General features: G+C 37.8%; 14 protein-coding genes and 2 tRNA genes. 10 read left to right on the top strand and 6 right to left on the bottom strand.

Annotated elements, in window-relative coordinates; genetic code table 11:
- Position 1 precedes the first annotated feature (1 nt).
- On the bottom strand, positions 2 to 1,558 hold the full coding sequence (locus A3Q33_RS12400; protein WP_081180221.1) for a SulP family inorganic anion transporter: 1,557 nt from the start codon (positions 1,556 to 1,558) through the stop codon (positions 2 to 4).
- A 282-nt stretch (positions 1,559 to 1,840) separates the two neighbouring features.
- Positions 1,841 to 2,518 (bottom strand): GntR family transcriptional regulator, encoded by a 678-nt coding sequence (locus A3Q33_RS12395; RefSeq protein ID WP_081180220.1) that lies wholly within the window; start codon positions 2,516 to 2,518, stop codon positions 1,841 to 1,843.
- A gap of 328 nt (positions 2,519 to 2,846) precedes the next feature.
- On the opposite strand from A3Q33_RS12395, the gene A3Q33_RS12390 reads away from it, so the two are divergent.
- Positions 2,847 to 4,571 (top strand): Na+/H+ antiporter NhaC family protein, encoded by a 1,725-nt coding sequence (locus A3Q33_RS12390; RefSeq protein WP_081180219.1) that lies wholly within the window; start codon positions 2,847 to 2,849, stop codon positions 4,569 to 4,571.
- A gap of 345 nt (positions 4,572 to 4,916) precedes the next feature.
- Here A3Q33_RS12390 and A3Q33_RS12385 read toward each other — a convergent pair whose 3' ends face one another.
- Positions 4,917 to 6,416, bottom strand: coding sequence for a sensor histidine kinase (locus tag A3Q33_RS12385; RefSeq protein ID WP_081180218.1), 1,500 nt, complete (start codon positions 6,414 to 6,416; stop codon positions 4,917 to 4,919).
- 508 nt (positions 6,417 to 6,924) lie between these two features.
- Here A3Q33_RS12385 and A3Q33_RS12380 point away from each other — a divergent pair.
- The 3 genes from A3Q33_RS12380 (at position 6,925) to A3Q33_RS12370 (ending at position 9,370) form a co-directional block, all read left to right on the top strand.
- Complete coding sequence (locus tag A3Q33_RS12380; RefSeq protein WP_081180217.1) at positions 6,925 to 8,361, top strand: DNA-3-methyladenine glycosylase 2 family protein; 1,437 nt, start codon at positions 6,925 to 6,927, stop codon at positions 8,359 to 8,361.
- A 49-nt stretch (positions 8,362 to 8,410) separates the two neighbouring features.
- The gene (locus A3Q33_RS12375) at positions 8,411 to 8,887 is read left to right on the top strand and encodes a methylated-DNA--[protein]-cysteine S-methyltransferase (protein WP_081180216.1); all 477 of its coding nucleotides are present in this window, start codon (positions 8,411 to 8,413) and stop codon (positions 8,885 to 8,887) included.
- 138 nt (positions 8,888 to 9,025) lie between these two features.
- Positions 9,026 to 9,370: a hypothetical protein gene (locus A3Q33_RS12370; protein ID WP_081180215.1), complete on the top strand. Its 345-nt coding sequence runs from the start codon at positions 9,026 to 9,028 to the stop codon at positions 9,368 to 9,370.
- Between the two features lie 294 nt (positions 9,371 to 9,664).
- Here A3Q33_RS12370 and trmB read toward each other — a convergent pair whose 3' ends face one another.
- Together trmB and A3Q33_RS12360 are read right to left on the bottom strand one after the other, a co-directional pair.
- Positions 9,665 to 10,390: a tRNA (guanosine(46)-N7)-methyltransferase TrmB gene (gene trmB / locus A3Q33_RS12365; protein ID WP_081180214.1), complete on the bottom strand. Its 726-nt coding sequence runs from the start codon at positions 10,388 to 10,390 to the stop codon at positions 9,665 to 9,667.
- 150 nt (positions 10,391 to 10,540) lie between these two features.
- Positions 10,541 to 10,879: a YggL family protein gene (locus A3Q33_RS12360; RefSeq protein WP_081180213.1), complete on the bottom strand. Its 339-nt coding sequence runs from the start codon at positions 10,877 to 10,879 to the stop codon at positions 10,541 to 10,543.
- A gap of 129 nt (positions 10,880 to 11,008) precedes the next feature.
- Between A3Q33_RS12360 and mutY the strand changes: the two genes are divergently transcribed.
- From mutY to A3Q33_RS12340, 4 genes are all read left to right on the top strand, one after another.
- Positions 11,009 to 12,091, top strand: coding sequence for an A/G-specific adenine glycosylase (mutY, locus tag A3Q33_RS12355; protein WP_081180212.1), 1,083 nt, complete (start codon positions 11,009 to 11,011; stop codon positions 12,089 to 12,091).
- 44 nt (positions 12,092 to 12,135) lie between these two features.
- Complete coding sequence (locus A3Q33_RS12350) at positions 12,136 to 12,408, top strand: oxidative damage protection protein (protein ID WP_081180211.1); 273 nt, start codon at positions 12,136 to 12,138, stop codon at positions 12,406 to 12,408.
- A 362-nt stretch (positions 12,409 to 12,770) separates the two neighbouring features.
- A tRNA-Phe gene (locus A3Q33_RS12345) sits at positions 12,771 to 12,846 on the top strand.
- A gap of 113 nt (positions 12,847 to 12,959) precedes the next feature.
- A tRNA-Thr gene (locus tag A3Q33_RS12340) sits at positions 12,960 to 13,035 on the top strand.
- Positions 13,036 to 13,319: 284 nt separating this feature from the next.
- Here the strand turns inward: A3Q33_RS12340 and A3Q33_RS12335 are convergent.
- Positions 13,320 to 13,796, bottom strand: coding sequence for an Lrp/AsnC family transcriptional regulator (locus tag A3Q33_RS12335; RefSeq protein WP_231295660.1), 477 nt, complete (start codon positions 13,794 to 13,796; stop codon positions 13,320 to 13,322).
- Between the two features lie 155 nt (positions 13,797 to 13,951).
- Here A3Q33_RS12335 and A3Q33_RS12330 point away from each other — a divergent pair, with 155 nt between their 5' ends.
- Together A3Q33_RS12330 and A3Q33_RS12325 are read left to right on the top strand one after the other, a co-directional pair.
- On the top strand, positions 13,952 to 15,388 hold the full coding sequence (locus A3Q33_RS12330) for an aldehyde dehydrogenase family protein (protein ID WP_081180210.1): 1,437 nt from the start codon (positions 13,952 to 13,954) through the stop codon (positions 15,386 to 15,388).
- A gap of 51 nt (positions 15,389 to 15,439) precedes the next feature.
- Entirely contained in the window at positions 15,440 to 16,474 is a 1,035-nt protein-coding gene (locus A3Q33_RS12325) for a homoserine dehydrogenase (RefSeq protein ID WP_081180209.1), read from the top strand.
- Positions 16,475 to 16,612 lie beyond the last annotated feature (138 nt).

Genomic DNA, 16,612 nt, shown 5'->3' with positions numbered 1-16,612 from the left:
ATTAACCCAGCTTATCTGTAGCGATATGATAATCAGGGTCTTCTATAACGTTTATTTCCACTAAGCTACCGGCTTTAGTTAGCAATTGCGTACATTCTTTACTTAAATGTCTTAAGTGCATTTGCTTGCCACGACTAATGTATCGTTCGGCTAATGTATCAATAGCTTCAATCGCTGAATGATCAGCAACGCGTGAATTTTTAAATTCAACAATAACATCATCGCTGTCACCTTCCATGTCGAATTGCTCTAAAAAGCTAGAGACCGAACCAAAGAATAAAGGACCAGAAACGTCATAAACCGTTGAGCCATTAGCATTTACTGAACGATGAACAATTACATGTTTAGCATGTTCCCAAGCAAATACCAACGCAGAAACAATAACACCAACAACAACCGCTATGGCTAAATCTGTGGCAACAGTGACTGCTGATACTAATATAATTACAAAGGCGTCAGCTTTTGGCACTTTACCTAAAATACGGAAACTCGACCATTCAAACGTACCAATTACCACGATAAACATTACACCCACTAATGCGGCTAATGGTATTTGTTCAATTAAATTAGAACCAAATAAGATAAAACCAAGTAACGCTAATGCGGCTGTTACGCCAGACATACGACCACGACCACCTGAGTTAACATTGATCATAGACTGACCAATCATCGCACAACCACCCATACCACCAAAAAATCCAGTAACAGTATTTGCCGCGCCTTGTGCAACACATTCTTTGTTACCATGGCCACGTGTACCAGTTAACTCATCAATTAATGTTAACGTCAGTAATGATTCGATTAAACCAATCGCCGCTAGAATCAACGCAAAAGGTAAAATAACTTGCAGTGTTTCCAAGCTAAATGGCACGCTTGGGATACTAAATTGTGGTAATCCACCGGCAATAGAAGCCATAGGGTCATTGGTCATATCACGAACAAAATCTACGACTGTGCGTGCATCTAAATCAAGGCTTTGCGCTAGCAATGTTACAACGACAATCGCCACTAGTGATGACGGTACCGCTTTAGTTAACTTAGGTAAGAAGTGGATAATACCCATCGTTAACACGATAAGGCCAACCATCGTTAACATTTGGCTACCTTGCATCCACGCTAATACGCCATCTTCATTAGTCACCTTAAATTGCCCTAACTGAGCAAGGAAAATAACAATAGCTAAGCCATTTACAAAGCCAAGCATAACGGGATGAGGTACCAAGCGAATAAACTTACCCAGTTTAAATAGCCCAGCCAGTATTTGCAGTACCCCGGTTAATACGACCGTGGCAAATAAGTATTCAACGCCATGAATAGCGACTAAACTCACCATCACAACTGCCATAGCGCCAGTAGCACCAGAGATCATACCTGGGCGACCACCAAATATAGAGGTTATTAAACCAACCATAAACGCAGCATAAAGGCCAACAAGGGGTTCAACACCAGCAACAAAAGCAAATGCTACGGCTTCGGGTACTAATGCTAAGGCGACAGTGAAGCCCGACAAGACATCATTTTTTAAATTTGCCACTTTACTGGCGTGTAATTCAAACATTTTTTTCTCTACTTTGATTAGAACATCAAAAAAACAAGCACAGTTTAAAACTCGCTTGAATTTAAATACATTTGGCGTAGTCCCGAAAATATCTTACTGCAAGGTGATTTGACCCTAGTAAGTTAAACGACAATAGTTATTTTCGGGGCTTGAAGGCGCGGGAATACTATAGATATATCTTTAAAAAGTCAATATTTGCTCAAAATAACATCAAGGTTTTCAAGCAAATATTAATCAAAAAAGTAGTTTGCCTATTAGGGGTAATATTTCAGGATTTCAGCACTAACGTTCACTATTAATTTTTGCTTCACGTGCTTCTAAAAATGCTTTAATTTCATCGCGAGAACCCAAAATATGTTGTTTCAGTAATGCCACTGCCTTTTCGACATTACGTGCCTTACTCAAGGCTAAAATTTCATTGTGCTCCGATTCTGCTTTAGAAATACCACCAGCCCAAAGTAAGTGCATTCGTATATAACGGTCTGCGCTTTTATTTAGCATATTCACCAGTTCAAGTGTTTGAGGCCGATTTGCGCCAGAGTACAAACAATTATGGTAATCAGAATTTAGCTCACTCCAGGTATTTGCTGCGTTCTCTTTACCTAAAGCTGTATCTAGTTTTTTAAGTAGTTGTGTTGCTTCTTCCAACTTCTCAGCGCTAATATTGGGCAACGAATTAGCTAATAAATCAGATTCCAGCAATGCGCGCAATTCAAACAGTTCATCCACTTGGTCTGCGTTAAGCTCTGTTGCGGTCGCACCTTTATGAGGTTCAAAAGCAACTAAGCCTTCACCTTCAAGCTGCAACAATGCTTCTCTCACAGGTATTCGACTAACATTTAACTCACTCGCTAGCGCTGCTTGTCTTAATGGCTGGCCCGCTTTAATCTCACCACTTAATATTTTTTCTCTAAGTGTTTCAACAACTAATTGAGTTCTAGTTTTATATACAATGCTCATACTGGGCTTCCTAAAAATATTACCGCCATTATAGAGAACCACGCGCTAAACACAAAACATTAGCGATATAGCCAGCTTAATAAAATAATTTATTTGATCTAAAACCTCTGTCCTATTTCATTTATTAAGTAGTAGATTGCAATGGGGTTGGCATGCCACTGAATTAAGCGGTTAACTTCGCTGTTAACTTCGCGGCTAATTTTCTTTCATACGATAGCATTTCAATTGATCTTAATTCTGTTATCGTTAAATAACTAAGTTTTGGTTCCTCTTAGCAAATAGGCTAAGCACATAAGTCTCAAATAAATAAAAACAAAAGAGTTTCTGTATGCCAACAAAACACAATAGTATCGCCTTAGCCGCCTTTGTTTTTGCTATATTATCAGCAATTTATATAAAACAATTTATCGCACCGCATTGGGTTGAGCAAAGCTATGTGTATGATGTCAGTACCAGCCCTAAAGGTATTTCGAGTTATACCTATAAAGACCAAAAAGTTATTATTGAAACTGTGGTGGATTACCAAAAGTCACCGCTTAACCAGCAAAACCTCAGTAACTTAACCAGCTCACCAGCGCTTGAACAGCAATGGGTGAAAGACAAAAAGCAGCAATTAAAACTACTAAAACCAGCCTTTCACTTTGGTATTTGGTCACTACTGCCTGCGTTTATAACAATCGTATTATGTTTATTAACCCGTGAACCACTGACAGCTTTACTGGGCGGTGTAGTTGTTGGCTCCATAATGCTAGGGCGTTACGACTTAACCGACAAAGTTATTATTCCAAATCTAGCAAAAGAAGGTACTGCCGCACTGCTGTTATTGTATTTATGGTTGCTAGGAGGTTTATTAGGCATATGGTCTAAAACGGGTGCAGCACAGGCTTTTGCTAATTACATGACCAAGCATTTTGTCAAAGGACGAAAATCGGCAAAGCTGGTTTCCTGGTTACTGGGCATATTGTTTTTCCAAGGTGGCACTATGAGTACAGTTTTAGTTGGCACTACCGTGCGCCCCTTGGCAGATAAAGCGAAAGTCAGTCACGAAGAAATGAGTTACATTGTAGATTCAACGGCATCTCCTATAGCATCAATATTAGCTTTTAATGCTTGGCCCGCATACGTTCAAGCCTTAATATTTATACCTGGCGTGTCTTTTTTAGCCACAGAAGCAGACCGGATCAGTTTCTTCTTCCAGAGTATTCCATTCAGCTTTTACAGCATGTTTGCTATTACGGGTACATTGCTATTAAGTCTTAATATCACCACGTTTTCAGGTAAACGTATACGAGCTGCAAAGCTACGCGCAGAAACTCATCATCAACTTGATGCTCCTGACGCTAAGCCTTTAAGCGCAAAAGAATTGCAAAGTACAGATATACCTGAAGGCTATAAACCCCATGTGCTTGAATTTATATTGCCTTTAGTCACGTTAACCGCCATAGCTATTGGCAGCTTTGTAATGCTCGGTTCACCAAAGATTAATTGGGCGTTTGGCGCCGCATTGATTCTTTCTGCAGTTATTGCCTTAATCAAAGGTATGTCTTTAAACCATGTGGTTGATGGTTTTGGTAACGGCTTAAAAGGGGTGGTATTTGCGTCTGTTATTTTAATGCTAGCGGTGATTATTGGCAGCATCAGTAAAGAAACTGGTGGTGGCTTATTTTTAGTCTCTTTACTGGGAGAGCAACTACCCTTCTGGTGCTTACCCGTGATATTACAACTGATCACTATGATAATAGCTTTCTCTACCGGAACAAGCTGGGGGACCTATGCAATTGCCTTCCCTCTAGCCATGCCATTAGCGTGGGCAATTTGTCAAAGCCAAGGAGTAGCAAATCCGGAGCTGTTTATGATGTTATGTTTTGCCACGGTGTTAAATGGTAGTGTTTTTGGTGATCAATGCTCACCAATATCTGATACCACCATTTTAAGTGCGATGACCACAGGGTGTGATTTAATGGATCATGTAAAGTCGCAATTAGCACCCGCCGCATTAGCAGCCTCTCTAGCAGGTATACTTTGGACCCTAACCGCTTATTTTTTTGTTTAACCCGTAGGTAAGTGAAACGTATGCAGATACAGTGGTCAATTGAATAATATTTAAACCATATGGAAATAAAAATATAAATGAAATAATACGATATGCGTTGCAGTATATTAATAGACAATATCGTAAACAATATCGTTATAAGAGTATTAGACTGTATTCGACAGTATTCGACAGTATCACCATTAACATTGCAGCTTAAGCAGACTGTAACCTGCAAGCTAAAGCATCAATAATAGCAATATTATTAAGAGATCAACTTAAAGTCAGGAGTAGATTTAGTCGAAGTTTTTTCTTGATTTTTTTCCAGAGGAACCTTAACAACAAAACAACAACCGTGCTCAATTGCTACAATTTCAATCGTTCCCCCAGCTTAGTATTAACTAGGTTGTAAACAATATTCATGCCTAGTCCTGAACCACCTGAACCACGCTTTGTGGTAACAAAGGGGTCATATACTTTATCTTTTATTTTATCATCTAAACCTTTGCCGTTGTCTTGATATATCAGCACAAGACTTTCATCAGAAGCTTGAAATTCGATAGAAATCTCACCGTCCATACGATCTTCAAAACCGTGAATGTGAGAGTTAGTTAAAAAATTAGTTAATATTTGATTCCAAGCACTTGGAAAAGTGACTAAGTTTAACGTTTTATCAACTTGGATCTTAATCGTGTAATTTTTCTGTTTAAATAACGTTTTCACCGTATTCACAACATCATTAACGTGCTGCGCTAAATTAATATTTATTTTCGGATCTGTATGATGTTCAACTGCAACCGATTTAAAGCCGCGAATTAAGTCCACCGCTTTATTTAGGCTGCGTTCGATAATCTGCTCATATTCAACAAACAAATTTAAAATTGAAGTTAACTGCCTTTTAGTTAAGGTTTTATCATTAAGCGCATCATTCAACTCCACAACCTTTTCTTTTAGTGCACTTAATGAAGTGATGCAAATACCTAGTGGCGTATTAACTTCATGGGCAACGCCAGCGACTAATTGCCCAAGAGAGGCCATTTTTTCCGATTGTACGAGTTGATCTTTAGCTAAGGTCAATTCATTGAGTGAATGTTGTAACTGTTGGTTACTTTCCGCTAATTTTGATGTGCGCTCATAAACTTTAATTTCTAAGTCGCCATTGAGATTAATCAATGCATTCTCTGCATCTTCTAACTTAATAATGTCATTTTTTAGCGTCAATCGCATAATATTGATTGCTGATACCAACTCATCCAATTCATCAGTTTTTTGGCGACTACGTTCCAACATGAGTGGTGTATCTAAACTTTCGCCAGTCATGGCTTGTGAATATAAGGTAATACGATATAAATGACGGGTAATTAACCAATGAACGATAAAAAAAGTACAAAACGCGACAATAAATATTTTGATAAACTCAGAGAAAATAATAAAACCGGCTTTTTGCCACAAGTGCTGATAAATATCTTGGTAATCTGCAGAAATAACCATATTGCCAATAACATTACCTTCAAAAGCAATAGGGTGTATTTCAATTTTTTTAGCATCGGAGATAACGTCACCTGCTTGGTAAACCTTCCCAAAACTGGTGGTTATTTTAACATGACGAATGTCAGGAAGCCGTTGAATACCAACAATTTGTTGTTCAACTAAGTCCTCATTGAAATCCCATAAACTAGTCGATATTGACTGGTTATAGCTTAATTCAATATTATCAAAACGTTCATCAAGCTTGGAAACGCCATCCTGAAAATCGACATACAATTGAATCATCGTCGAGCATACAGATAAAAAAGCGCTACACAGTAAAATATAAATAAAGACGCGTCGACTTAATTTACTATTAAAAGCACCTTTATTATCCATTACTTAACTCATGCATATTTTGCCACTTTTATAATAATTACGAGAACTTCTACAAAAATTATTCAAACATTACTCTTTGCTTCAACAATACTACCGCAAAAAAGTATCTGAAAGTGAAAAGTAAAAGAATTAATTTAAGCAAATATAGTGCGCTATGTTTCAGTATTATAGTATCAAAATGAATTCTTTTACTCTGAGAATTATTTTTTAGGTCTTGTCCGATTATCGCTAGCGATTTATCTTACCTAACGTATCATAACAATTTAACTAATTATCTGATCATTTCTACTGGTTAAAAAAACCAACTATTGCGCTATTTATTTAATAATTATCGCGGCATGGATACAGCTAATTAGACAATGCAGAAGCCTATTGTCGAGAAGAACGAGTTATTAAAATAAATGCTTTATATTCGGCCATTTTCCGTGCGCAGTTAACAGAGCACCAAATTCAAAAATTGGCATGTTCAAAAAACGGCTAAACGTTTAATCATAATTATAGGAAGTGTATGTTCAGTATAGAGGTTTGCGAAAATGCACGCTTAAGTCGTGACGCTCGCTTTGATGGCAAATTTTTTACCGCCGTGATCACGACAGGTATATTCTGTCGGCCTATTTGTCCTGCCAGACCACCAAAGCCAGAAAATGTTACCTATTATGAGAGTGCAGAGCTTGCCCAAAAGTCAGGTTTTCGCCCATGCAAACGCTGCTTCCCTGAACTTGCGCCAAACTTACCATTACCCAGAAAAATTAAGCAAATAACGCAAACATACTACGAGAACAATTACAGTTTGCAGGCATGTGCTGAGCAGCTTGATATCAGCGATAGACAAATTCGTCGTTTATTTATGCAATATTACGGTTTATCGCCGAGTGAGTTTTTTCATCAGCAACGATTATTACTTGCCCATAAACTGCTTATTTCAACATCTTTAAGTATTACAGACGTTGCCTTTGCTGCAGGTTTTAATAGCATACGTCGTTTTAATGAAGTTATTTTGCAAACCTATAAAACCTCGCCAAGTGAAATCAGAGGCAATAAAGTAAAAGCATCTGATACCCAAGTAGCTATTCTATTGCCGTATAAGGCACCATTTGATTGGTCCTTAATGCTAAGCTTTTTCCGTTCAAGAAAAATGAGCAACATAGAAGATATTAGTACTGAACATTATTTTAGAACGGTTGAACTTGAAAATTGTAAAGGCTGGATAAAAGTTACCCATCATCAAGACAAAAGCGCCTTAAATTTAACGGTTAAGTTAACTGATTATAGTTACTTAAATCAGATTATCGCTCGTGTTCGTCGCATGTTCGACTTAGATGCCGACATGCAATTAATTCATCAACATTTAATATCGCACCCAAAATTAGCCTTAGTTATTGAACAATTTCCCGGTTTACGTTTACCTGGCTGTTGGGATATTTTTGAATTTTCAATTCGAGCAATTCTCGGGCAACAAATATCAGTAAAAGGTGCAACAACTTTGGCACAGCGCATCGCGGAAAAATATGGCGATAATGTTGTCGATATTGAACAGCCTGAAAATATCAGTGTTTCAAAGTATTTCCCAAGTATTACTACATTAATAAATGCTGACTATCAAGAGATAGGCTTAGCCCGCTCTCGCATTGCCACTTTGCAAACTTGGGTTTCTTACTTTCAACAACATGACTACATATTTACCAAAGGCCTAACAATAGAAGAATTAGAAGCTACATTAACAAAACTTAAAGGAATTGGGCCATGGACAGTAAACTATATTGGCATGAGGGGTTTAAGCGATCCAGATGCGTTTCCTAGTGCAGATTTAGGTATTATAAAAGCGTTAACAATTGATGAAATAAAACCCAAAAATAAAGACATATTAGCGTTAGCCGAAAGCTGGCGACCTTGGCGTGCCTACGCGGCTATATATTTATGGCAATCGCTGGCAACGAAGACCTAAAACGCAAACATCCACATTGTATGCCAGCCAAATTTTAAGGAATTTTTCTATGTATTACTGCACTTATCAATCACCACTGGGTGAAATTGCCTTAACGGCTAACGACAAAGGCTTAAGCGCACTTGCTTTTCAAACAGGAAAGTCACCTATAACTTATGCTGGCCTAATTGAAGATACGAGTAAGTTCACGCAAGTGATTCAACAACTTACCCAATATTTTGACGGAGACCGAAAGCACTTTGAACTACCGTTAGCGCCGGAGGGCACGAACTTTCAAAAACAAGTTTGGCAAGCCTTACTTGAAATACCCTGCGGTGAAACCAAAAGCTATGGCTGGATCGCTAAAAGCATTAAGAATGAAAAAGCGGTTCGCGCTGTCGGCACTGCAAATGGAGCAAATCCTATTGCACTCATAGTGCCGTGTCATCGCGTTATTGGAAGTAATGGCAAGTTAACCGGCTATGCCGGAGGGTTAGCATTAAAGGCGAAGTTATTAATGCACGAAGGTGCACAGTTTAAGCCTTAATTAACCCGAAAAACTGTAAACTTGCTCATAATAAAAAAATTAATCACTCGCTCAAAAAGCAGGTTAATTCATGATTCAAATTACCATAAATCCTGTTATGATGGCGACGATATTTAATAGAATGACTAGAGTATAGTTTTGGAAATTATTGCAGTTATCGCGGTTTTATTTTTAGCATGGTTAATTTGGCAGCTTATGCGTGCCAAGCACTTCACACAATTTAAACGTCAAATAATACAAGAGCTAAAACCAAAGGTTATTGCAAGTATAATTGACGAAATGGCACAAACACGCACAGAGCAATTGCCAAATACGCCAGCCCATCAAGAAGCTACCATTACTTATTGGAGCGCTTCAGCTGGTCGAATTTTACAAGCAGCATTAATGCGAGAAATTGTTGACGAACAATGGCTAAAAGAAACGGGAAATTTACGTAATAGTCAGCATTTATTTCATGTTGAGCGAGATAAGTTACATCGCTAGTTATTAGTTTAACGTTTACTTGCCTGATTGGCTTTTGATCATCGCGTTAAGTATTCGCTCAACTGTTGACGGCCTGAAATCCGACCTACAAAACAATTGCCCCACACTACATTATCGGCCGTAGGCACTATGTAGGTCGGACTTTAGTCCGTCAGGTTTTAAATTAATATTTTCAAACACTTAAACCTTAACAAACCGACCATAATTTATTCAAGGCAAAAAAAAAGAGCGACTTCGCTCTTTTTTCACTTATGCTGCATAACTAACTCAATGCAATAACCAATCGAAAAAACATTAAGCTAATTTTTCAAACTGTAAATCCCAAACGCCATGTCCTAAGTTTTGACCACGGTCTTCAAACTTAGTTAACGGACGAGAATCAGGACGCGGCACATAATCATTGTTTGCAGATAAGTTTTTAAAGCCTGGTGCAGAGGTCATATCTTCTAACATACATTCAGCGTAGTTTTCCCAGTCAGTTGCCATGTGGAATACGCCACCAACTTTCAGTTTTTCACGAATAGCTTCAACAAAACTAGCTTGTACGATACGACGTTTGTGATGCTTCTTTTTATGCCAAGGATCAGGGAAAAACAACTGAACCGTTGTTAAACACTCAGCAGGAAGACAATCGGCTAACACTTCGATAGCATCGTGCTCGTATACTTTAAGGTTATTAACACCTTCTTCTTGTGCTAAACCAATACAAGCGCCAACACCTGGTCGGTGAACTTCAACACCAATAAAGTTAAGCTCAGGGGCATTTTTAGCCATTTCAACTAATGACTTACCCATGCCAAAGCCAATTTCGAGCACAACAGGGTTATTATTGCCAAACAAAACACTCGGATCAATTAAACCATCTTGATGGTTCAATCCCATAGTATCCCAAAACTGCTCTAAAGCTTTTGCTTGGCCATTAGTAAGGCGGCCTTCACGCTTAACAAAGCTTCGTACCTTTCTAATGTACTTGCCTTCTTGCTCTGCTTGTTCAACGGTTTTGTGGTTTCTGTCTGTCATAATGCTATCTATTGGTTAGTTGCGTCATCGAAATTAGGGCGCGTATTATCCTTGTTTAATGACTGAAATTCAATCACGGCATAGTGCCTATCAAGATCTAATTTTACGCCCGCATATTAACTTATTGGCTTAACACGAGTTTGCTAAAGGCTACTCTGCCCACCAAACATCATATAATGGACCAACGGCAACTGAGCTTGCGCCATTATCCGTTAACCACTTTTCTACTAATTGGCGATGTTCTTCAGTACACTTACCTAACTGTTGAGTACAAATTAAGCCATGCCATAAAGTATCACCTTCACCACCAAAGCCTAAATTATTTGGATCAATAGCTTCGTCGAAAAACTTAGTTAAAAATGCATCTACTGACTCATTGTCAGTACCATCATCAAGTTTCCAAGCAATATCAAAACCTAATTCTTGGAACTCATCAACGCGTAATTTTTTACGTAAACGATTACTACGATTTTTTGCATCTATTTTCATATTCAATTCCTTACAGCTTGGCTTTAACCAAACACTATTTTTAGTAATACTAACTATCTGCGAGAGGATAGTGGCAATAGAAATTTTTGCAATGAAAATTTCAGCTTTATTCGCTACACTGTCGCCATTATGACAAATAAAACCACTATATCAGCCAAATCTGCGCAACAATTTAGCGACCAAGTATTATCATGGTTTCAGTTGCAAGGCAGAAAGCACTTGCCTTGGCAGCAAGACAAAACCCCTTATCGAGTTTGGATCTCCGAAATTATGCTACAGCAAACGCAAGTAGCAACGGTTATTCCCTACTATTTAAGATTTATGGAAAGCTTTCCTAACATTATCGAGTTAGCCAATGCCGATGAAGATACCGTACTTCATCATTGGACCGGCCTGGGTTATTACGCAAGAGCGCGTAACTTGCACAAAACCGCAAAAATAATTCGTGACGACTATCAAGGGAAATTCCCTGAAAATATTGACGATGTTATCGCACTTGCTGGCATTGGTCGCTCGACCGCTGGAGCAATATTGAGCTTAGCACTAAATAAACATCATGCGATTTTAGACGGAAACGTAAAACGCGTTTTAGCGCGCTGTTATAAAGTGCAAGGTCATGCAGGCCAAGCTATTTATGAAAAAACCTTATGGCCGATTACTGACGCACTAACGCCAGAAGTTGGCGTAGCACAGTTTAACCAAGCTATGATGGACTTAGGCGCGATGGTTTGTACGCGCTCTAAACCTAAATGTGAAATTTGCCCACTTAATACCAGCTGTTTGGCAAATGCCAGCGATGAACAAGCAAATTATCCACAGAAAAAACCGAAAAAAACTATTCCCGAAAAACACACCATCATGATCATTCCTCGTATTGAGCAACAAGTGCTGATGGAAAAACGTCCTCCTGCTGGAATTTGGGGCGGTTTATGGTGTTTTTTAGAGATATCAGATATTAGCGAATTACCGGAATTGTTAACAAAATTAAATCTTAAACAAACCACCACATTCGCTTTAGACAAATTTCGCCACACCTTTAGCCATTTTCATCTCGACATAGAAGCAATTGTTATCGATTGTGAAATGCTTCCGGCAAAAGAAATTAGCGAAAATAGCACATTGCAATGGTACAATTTAGCCACAGTCGCGTCGGTGGGTTTAGCCGCATCAACGCAAAAGTTAATTAAACAGCTTGAGCAATTACCTGTTTAATTAATTTATACATACAAATACATCATACAAAAAGAGAATTTATTATGAGTCGTACCGTTTTTTGCCAAAACTTACAAAAAGAAGCCGAAGGTCTTGGCTATCAACTTTATCCGGGCGAAATTGGCAAACGTATTTTTGATAACATATCTAAAGAAGCTTGGGGAATTTGGCAAAAGAAGCAAACCATGCTAATTAACGAAAAGAAAATGAACATGATGAACCCCGACGACCGTGCATTTTTAGAAACAGCCATGGTTGGGTATTTATTTGACGGCAAAGAACCTGAAATCGAAGGTTATACACCAGAGAAAAAATAATTGCAGCGTAATAAACTTTAAAAAAGCAGGTAAATAAATATTATTTACCTGCTTTTTTGCATTTATTTTATTAAAAATAATTAAATTACGCCTTTCATGGTTAACTTTTAATTACTCAGCGAAACAATTAATATAATTTATCCTCGATTTTTTTATCCTTAAAACCATCACCCAACAGCTTAAACAAGAAATAAAACCACAAAACTGCTCCATAAAAGCACAATACGTAGAAAAAAACGGCAAACAAACATTTATTTAAAAAAAAGGGTTGACGGGGTAAACGAAAAACAGTTTAATACGCCCCGTCTTCAAGGCACAGCCAAGAAGACAATGTGCAGTGCAATCAAATTGATTGTTAATGTGCCTCGATAGCTCAGTCGGTAGAGCAGAGGATTGAAAATCCTCGTGTCCCTGGTTCGATTCCGGGTCGAGGCACCATTTACACTTTTAGCTTTTAATTAAGTTAACTGTAGAATCAACAAGTTCCGATGTTGATTCGGTGCCAAGATAGTTTGTTCCTAGAACATAATTATCGCACACGTTCTTCGTGTGCCGACTTAGCTCAGTTGGTAGAGCAACTGACTTGTAATCAGTAGGTCGCCAGTTCGACTCCGGCAGTCGGCACCATTTATAACGAAGCCTCAACAGCAATGTTGAGGCTTTTTTATTTGCCTAAATAAAACTGACACTGATTGAATCAGTAGCTCATATTAGACCAGCAGTTCGACTCTGGCAGTCGGCACCATTCATTCTCTAGCGAGAAGAAACGAAACCTTAACAGCAATGTTGAGGTTTTTTTCGTCTGGATTTTGTTGTTTAGGTGCGTTCAAGAAGGATTGAACTAGCGACCAAATTCAGCAGTCGACATAAATCCATTACGTTTCAACTAACCTGACCCCGCAGGTCATGTTTCATACATCTACACAATTAAGCGGTAATGCTAAGCTAACTTTTGTTCTGCCCATAACAACAGATGTTTTAAAGTGAAGAACGGCAATATCACTAAAAAAAAATAATTGAGTAAATTCTTCAAAGTTTTCCATATCTTTAGCTGTCACTATCAGTACAAAATCCGCTTCACCTGTAATGTAATAACACTGCTGAATATTATTATTGTTTTTTACTTTGTTTTTAAAATAATTGAAACAATCGTTATAACTTCTATTGAGTTGTACCGAAATAATAAAAGTCATTGATTGGTTTACAGCGTTAGGCGATATTATCGCTACTTCCTGAGCGATAACTTTATTATCTCTTAAGCGCTTTAAGTGTCGCTGTATACTTGCCGTCGATAATCCTACTTCTTCAGAAAGCTGCTCAACAGATGTTTTTACATCTATTTGCAACAATTCCAATATTTTTAGATCTTGCTTACTTAATTTCATCATTTAATACACCCAAATCATTATTGATATAATTCTATCAATATATTTTAAAAATAACGAATATAATTGCATTTATTATAAAATTACGCACGATGTAAACCATAAGTGGTAGGTAAACTATCTGTAGTTCACTAAATCATTAACAAAGGAATATATCCATGCCTACAATACAAAGTTTGTCTGCTCCAACGACTATAGATATAAAAAACTCACAACCACAGATACAAGTATTAAACCCTGAAGATGGTAGTTTAGTCGGTACAGTTGTGAATAACTCTGTAAGTGAAGTTGACGCTATTATTGAGGCAGCGGTAATAGGAGCCCAGAAAGCTAAAAAACTTTCTTCAAATGTACGCATGTCTGTACTTAATGAAGTTGCTGATAATTTAAGTAATCAAAAAGAATTGTTTGCTCAAATGATTGCACGTGAAGGTATTAAAACAATTAATGAAGCCAGAAAAGAAGTTTCTAGGTGTGTTGAAACTATACGGATCAGCGCGGAAGAAGCTAGGCGCTTAACTGGAGAAACTATTGCTTTTGATCAAGCTCCTGGCTCAGAAAATCGATTTGGCTATTATCGCAGGATACCGCTTGGTGTTGTTGCTGCTATTACTCCTTTTAATGACCCTTTAAATTTAGTCGCTCATAAAATAGGTCCCGCTATAGCGGCAGGAAATTCAGTAATTATTCTGCCTCACCATGAGACGCCTCTTGTCGCAAAACTACTGGTAGAACTATTTAATAAAACAAATTTACCTAAAGGTATTTTAAATTTGGTTACCGGCTATGGCATAGATATAGGCGATATGATCGTATCAGATCCTCGTATTAATATGGTTTCATTTACTGGCGGAAAAAGTGTAGGAGAAAGAATTCTAAGTCTCGCCGGTTTAAAGAAAATGTCTATGGAGCTTGGCAGTAATTGCCCGGTAATAGTCATGAATGATGCAAATGCTGAGCTGGCAATGGAAGCATGTGTGAGTGGTGCTTTCTGGGCTGCAGGCCAAAACTGTTTACATGTTCAAAGAATTTATATTCAAGATGAACTCTATGATCAGTTTGCTTCAGAATTTTGTCTTCGTGCAAGCAAAATTTCTATGGGAGACAAACTCTCTGAATCTACACAAATGGGCCCAATGATTAATAGTCGCGCGGCGCTTAAAGTTGAAGCCATGGTAAAAGATGCGCTTGAAAAAAATTCAACATTACTCTGTGGTGGGAAAAGACAGGGAAACTTTTTTCAACCTACTGTTTTTGAAAATGTAAGTAATGACTGCTTAATTGCCAAGGAAGAAGTGTTCGGACCTGTGACTGTGTTGTATCGATTTTCTGATAAAGAAGCAGCAATAACTCAAGCAAATGATGTCGAATTTGGCTTACAAGCTGGAATATTTACCAATGACCTTGAACTGGCTTTTGAACTTGCAGACTCAATGGACTGTGGTGGCGTAATGATAAATGACAGCAGTGATTATCGTATTGATGCGATGCCATTTGGCGGAGTTAAAGGGTCAGGTGTTGGTCGAGAGGGTGTTATGAATGCAGTTAAAGAGATGACCGACATAAAAACTTATTGTTTTAATTTACGAAAATAACGCTATCAATCAATAATTCAACATTTGAAATATATATTTAGGAAGAACGTAATGAAAACATATAAATTAGCAATAATCGGTTTTGGGAATGTTGGTCAAGGCCTAACTAAAATTATTAGTGACAAAAAAAACCTTTTAATAAAAAAGTTTGGTATTAATTTAAGCATAGTAGCGGTATGTGACCTATATAAAGGCAGTGTTTCTAACCCTAACGGTTTGGACCCTGAAGTTTTATTATCTGATCTAGAAAAACATGGCGATCTAAAAAGTACTATTGCTCCAATCACAGGTTGGAATGCGACTGAAACAATCGATAACAGTGGCGCTGATATTCTAGTAGAACTTGCTTTTACGGATCTACAAACAGGTGAACCCGCAGTAAGTCATATTAAACAGGCATTAAATAATGGTATGCATGTTTCTATGACGAATAAAGGACCCGTTGCTTTACACTTTCCTGAACTTCGTAAATTAGCATTAAGCAAAAATGTTCAAATTGGCATTGAAGGTACGGTAATGAGCGGAACTCCTTCAATAAACTTAGGTAATGAAATGTTGTTAGCCGCCGGTATAACAAAAATTCAAGGAATTCTTAATGGCACGACAAATTATATATTAGGTGAGATGTCTTCAGGAATTGGATATGAAGATGCTCTTAAACAAGCTCAAGAACTTGGTTATGCTGAAGCAGACCCCACCGGTGATGTTGAGGGTTATGACGCTGCTGCAAAAGTCGTTATCCTGGGCAACCTTTTAATGGATTTATCTCTTACATTAGATGATATAGATCGCAAAGGCATTAGCCAGATCACAAATAATGATATTGCTAACGCGACTGCTTTAAATAAGCATTGGAAATTAATTGGCACAGTTGAAAAGCACAACGATGGGTTCTTGGCATCAGTTAAACCTGAGATGGTATCGAGCGAACACCCGTTAGCATCAATTAAAGGTGCGACAAATGCCATTACCTATTCAACAGAGTTACTAGGTGATATTACCTTAATTGGTCCAGGTGCAGGCCGCTTAGAAACAGGATACGCTGTTATTGAAGATATACTTTCAATACATAAAAATTCACGCTAAAAAATCACTAACATGTCAATATTCAACAAATAAAATAGATAGGATCATTGTTATATTTTAATACATTATTCATATGGTTAAGCCGCATAATTAATGACTTTAGCTAGACCAAGCCGATACCTTGTAATCAGTAGGTCG

Origin of the sequence: Colwellia sp. PAMC 21821, assembly GCF_002077175.1 — a bacterium.
Classification (GTDB): domain Bacteria; phylum Pseudomonadota; class Gammaproteobacteria; order Enterobacterales; family Alteromonadaceae; genus Cognaticolwellia.
Note: the sequence above shows the minus strand (reverse complement) of the source record. Positions and strands in the feature narration are given on the sequence as shown.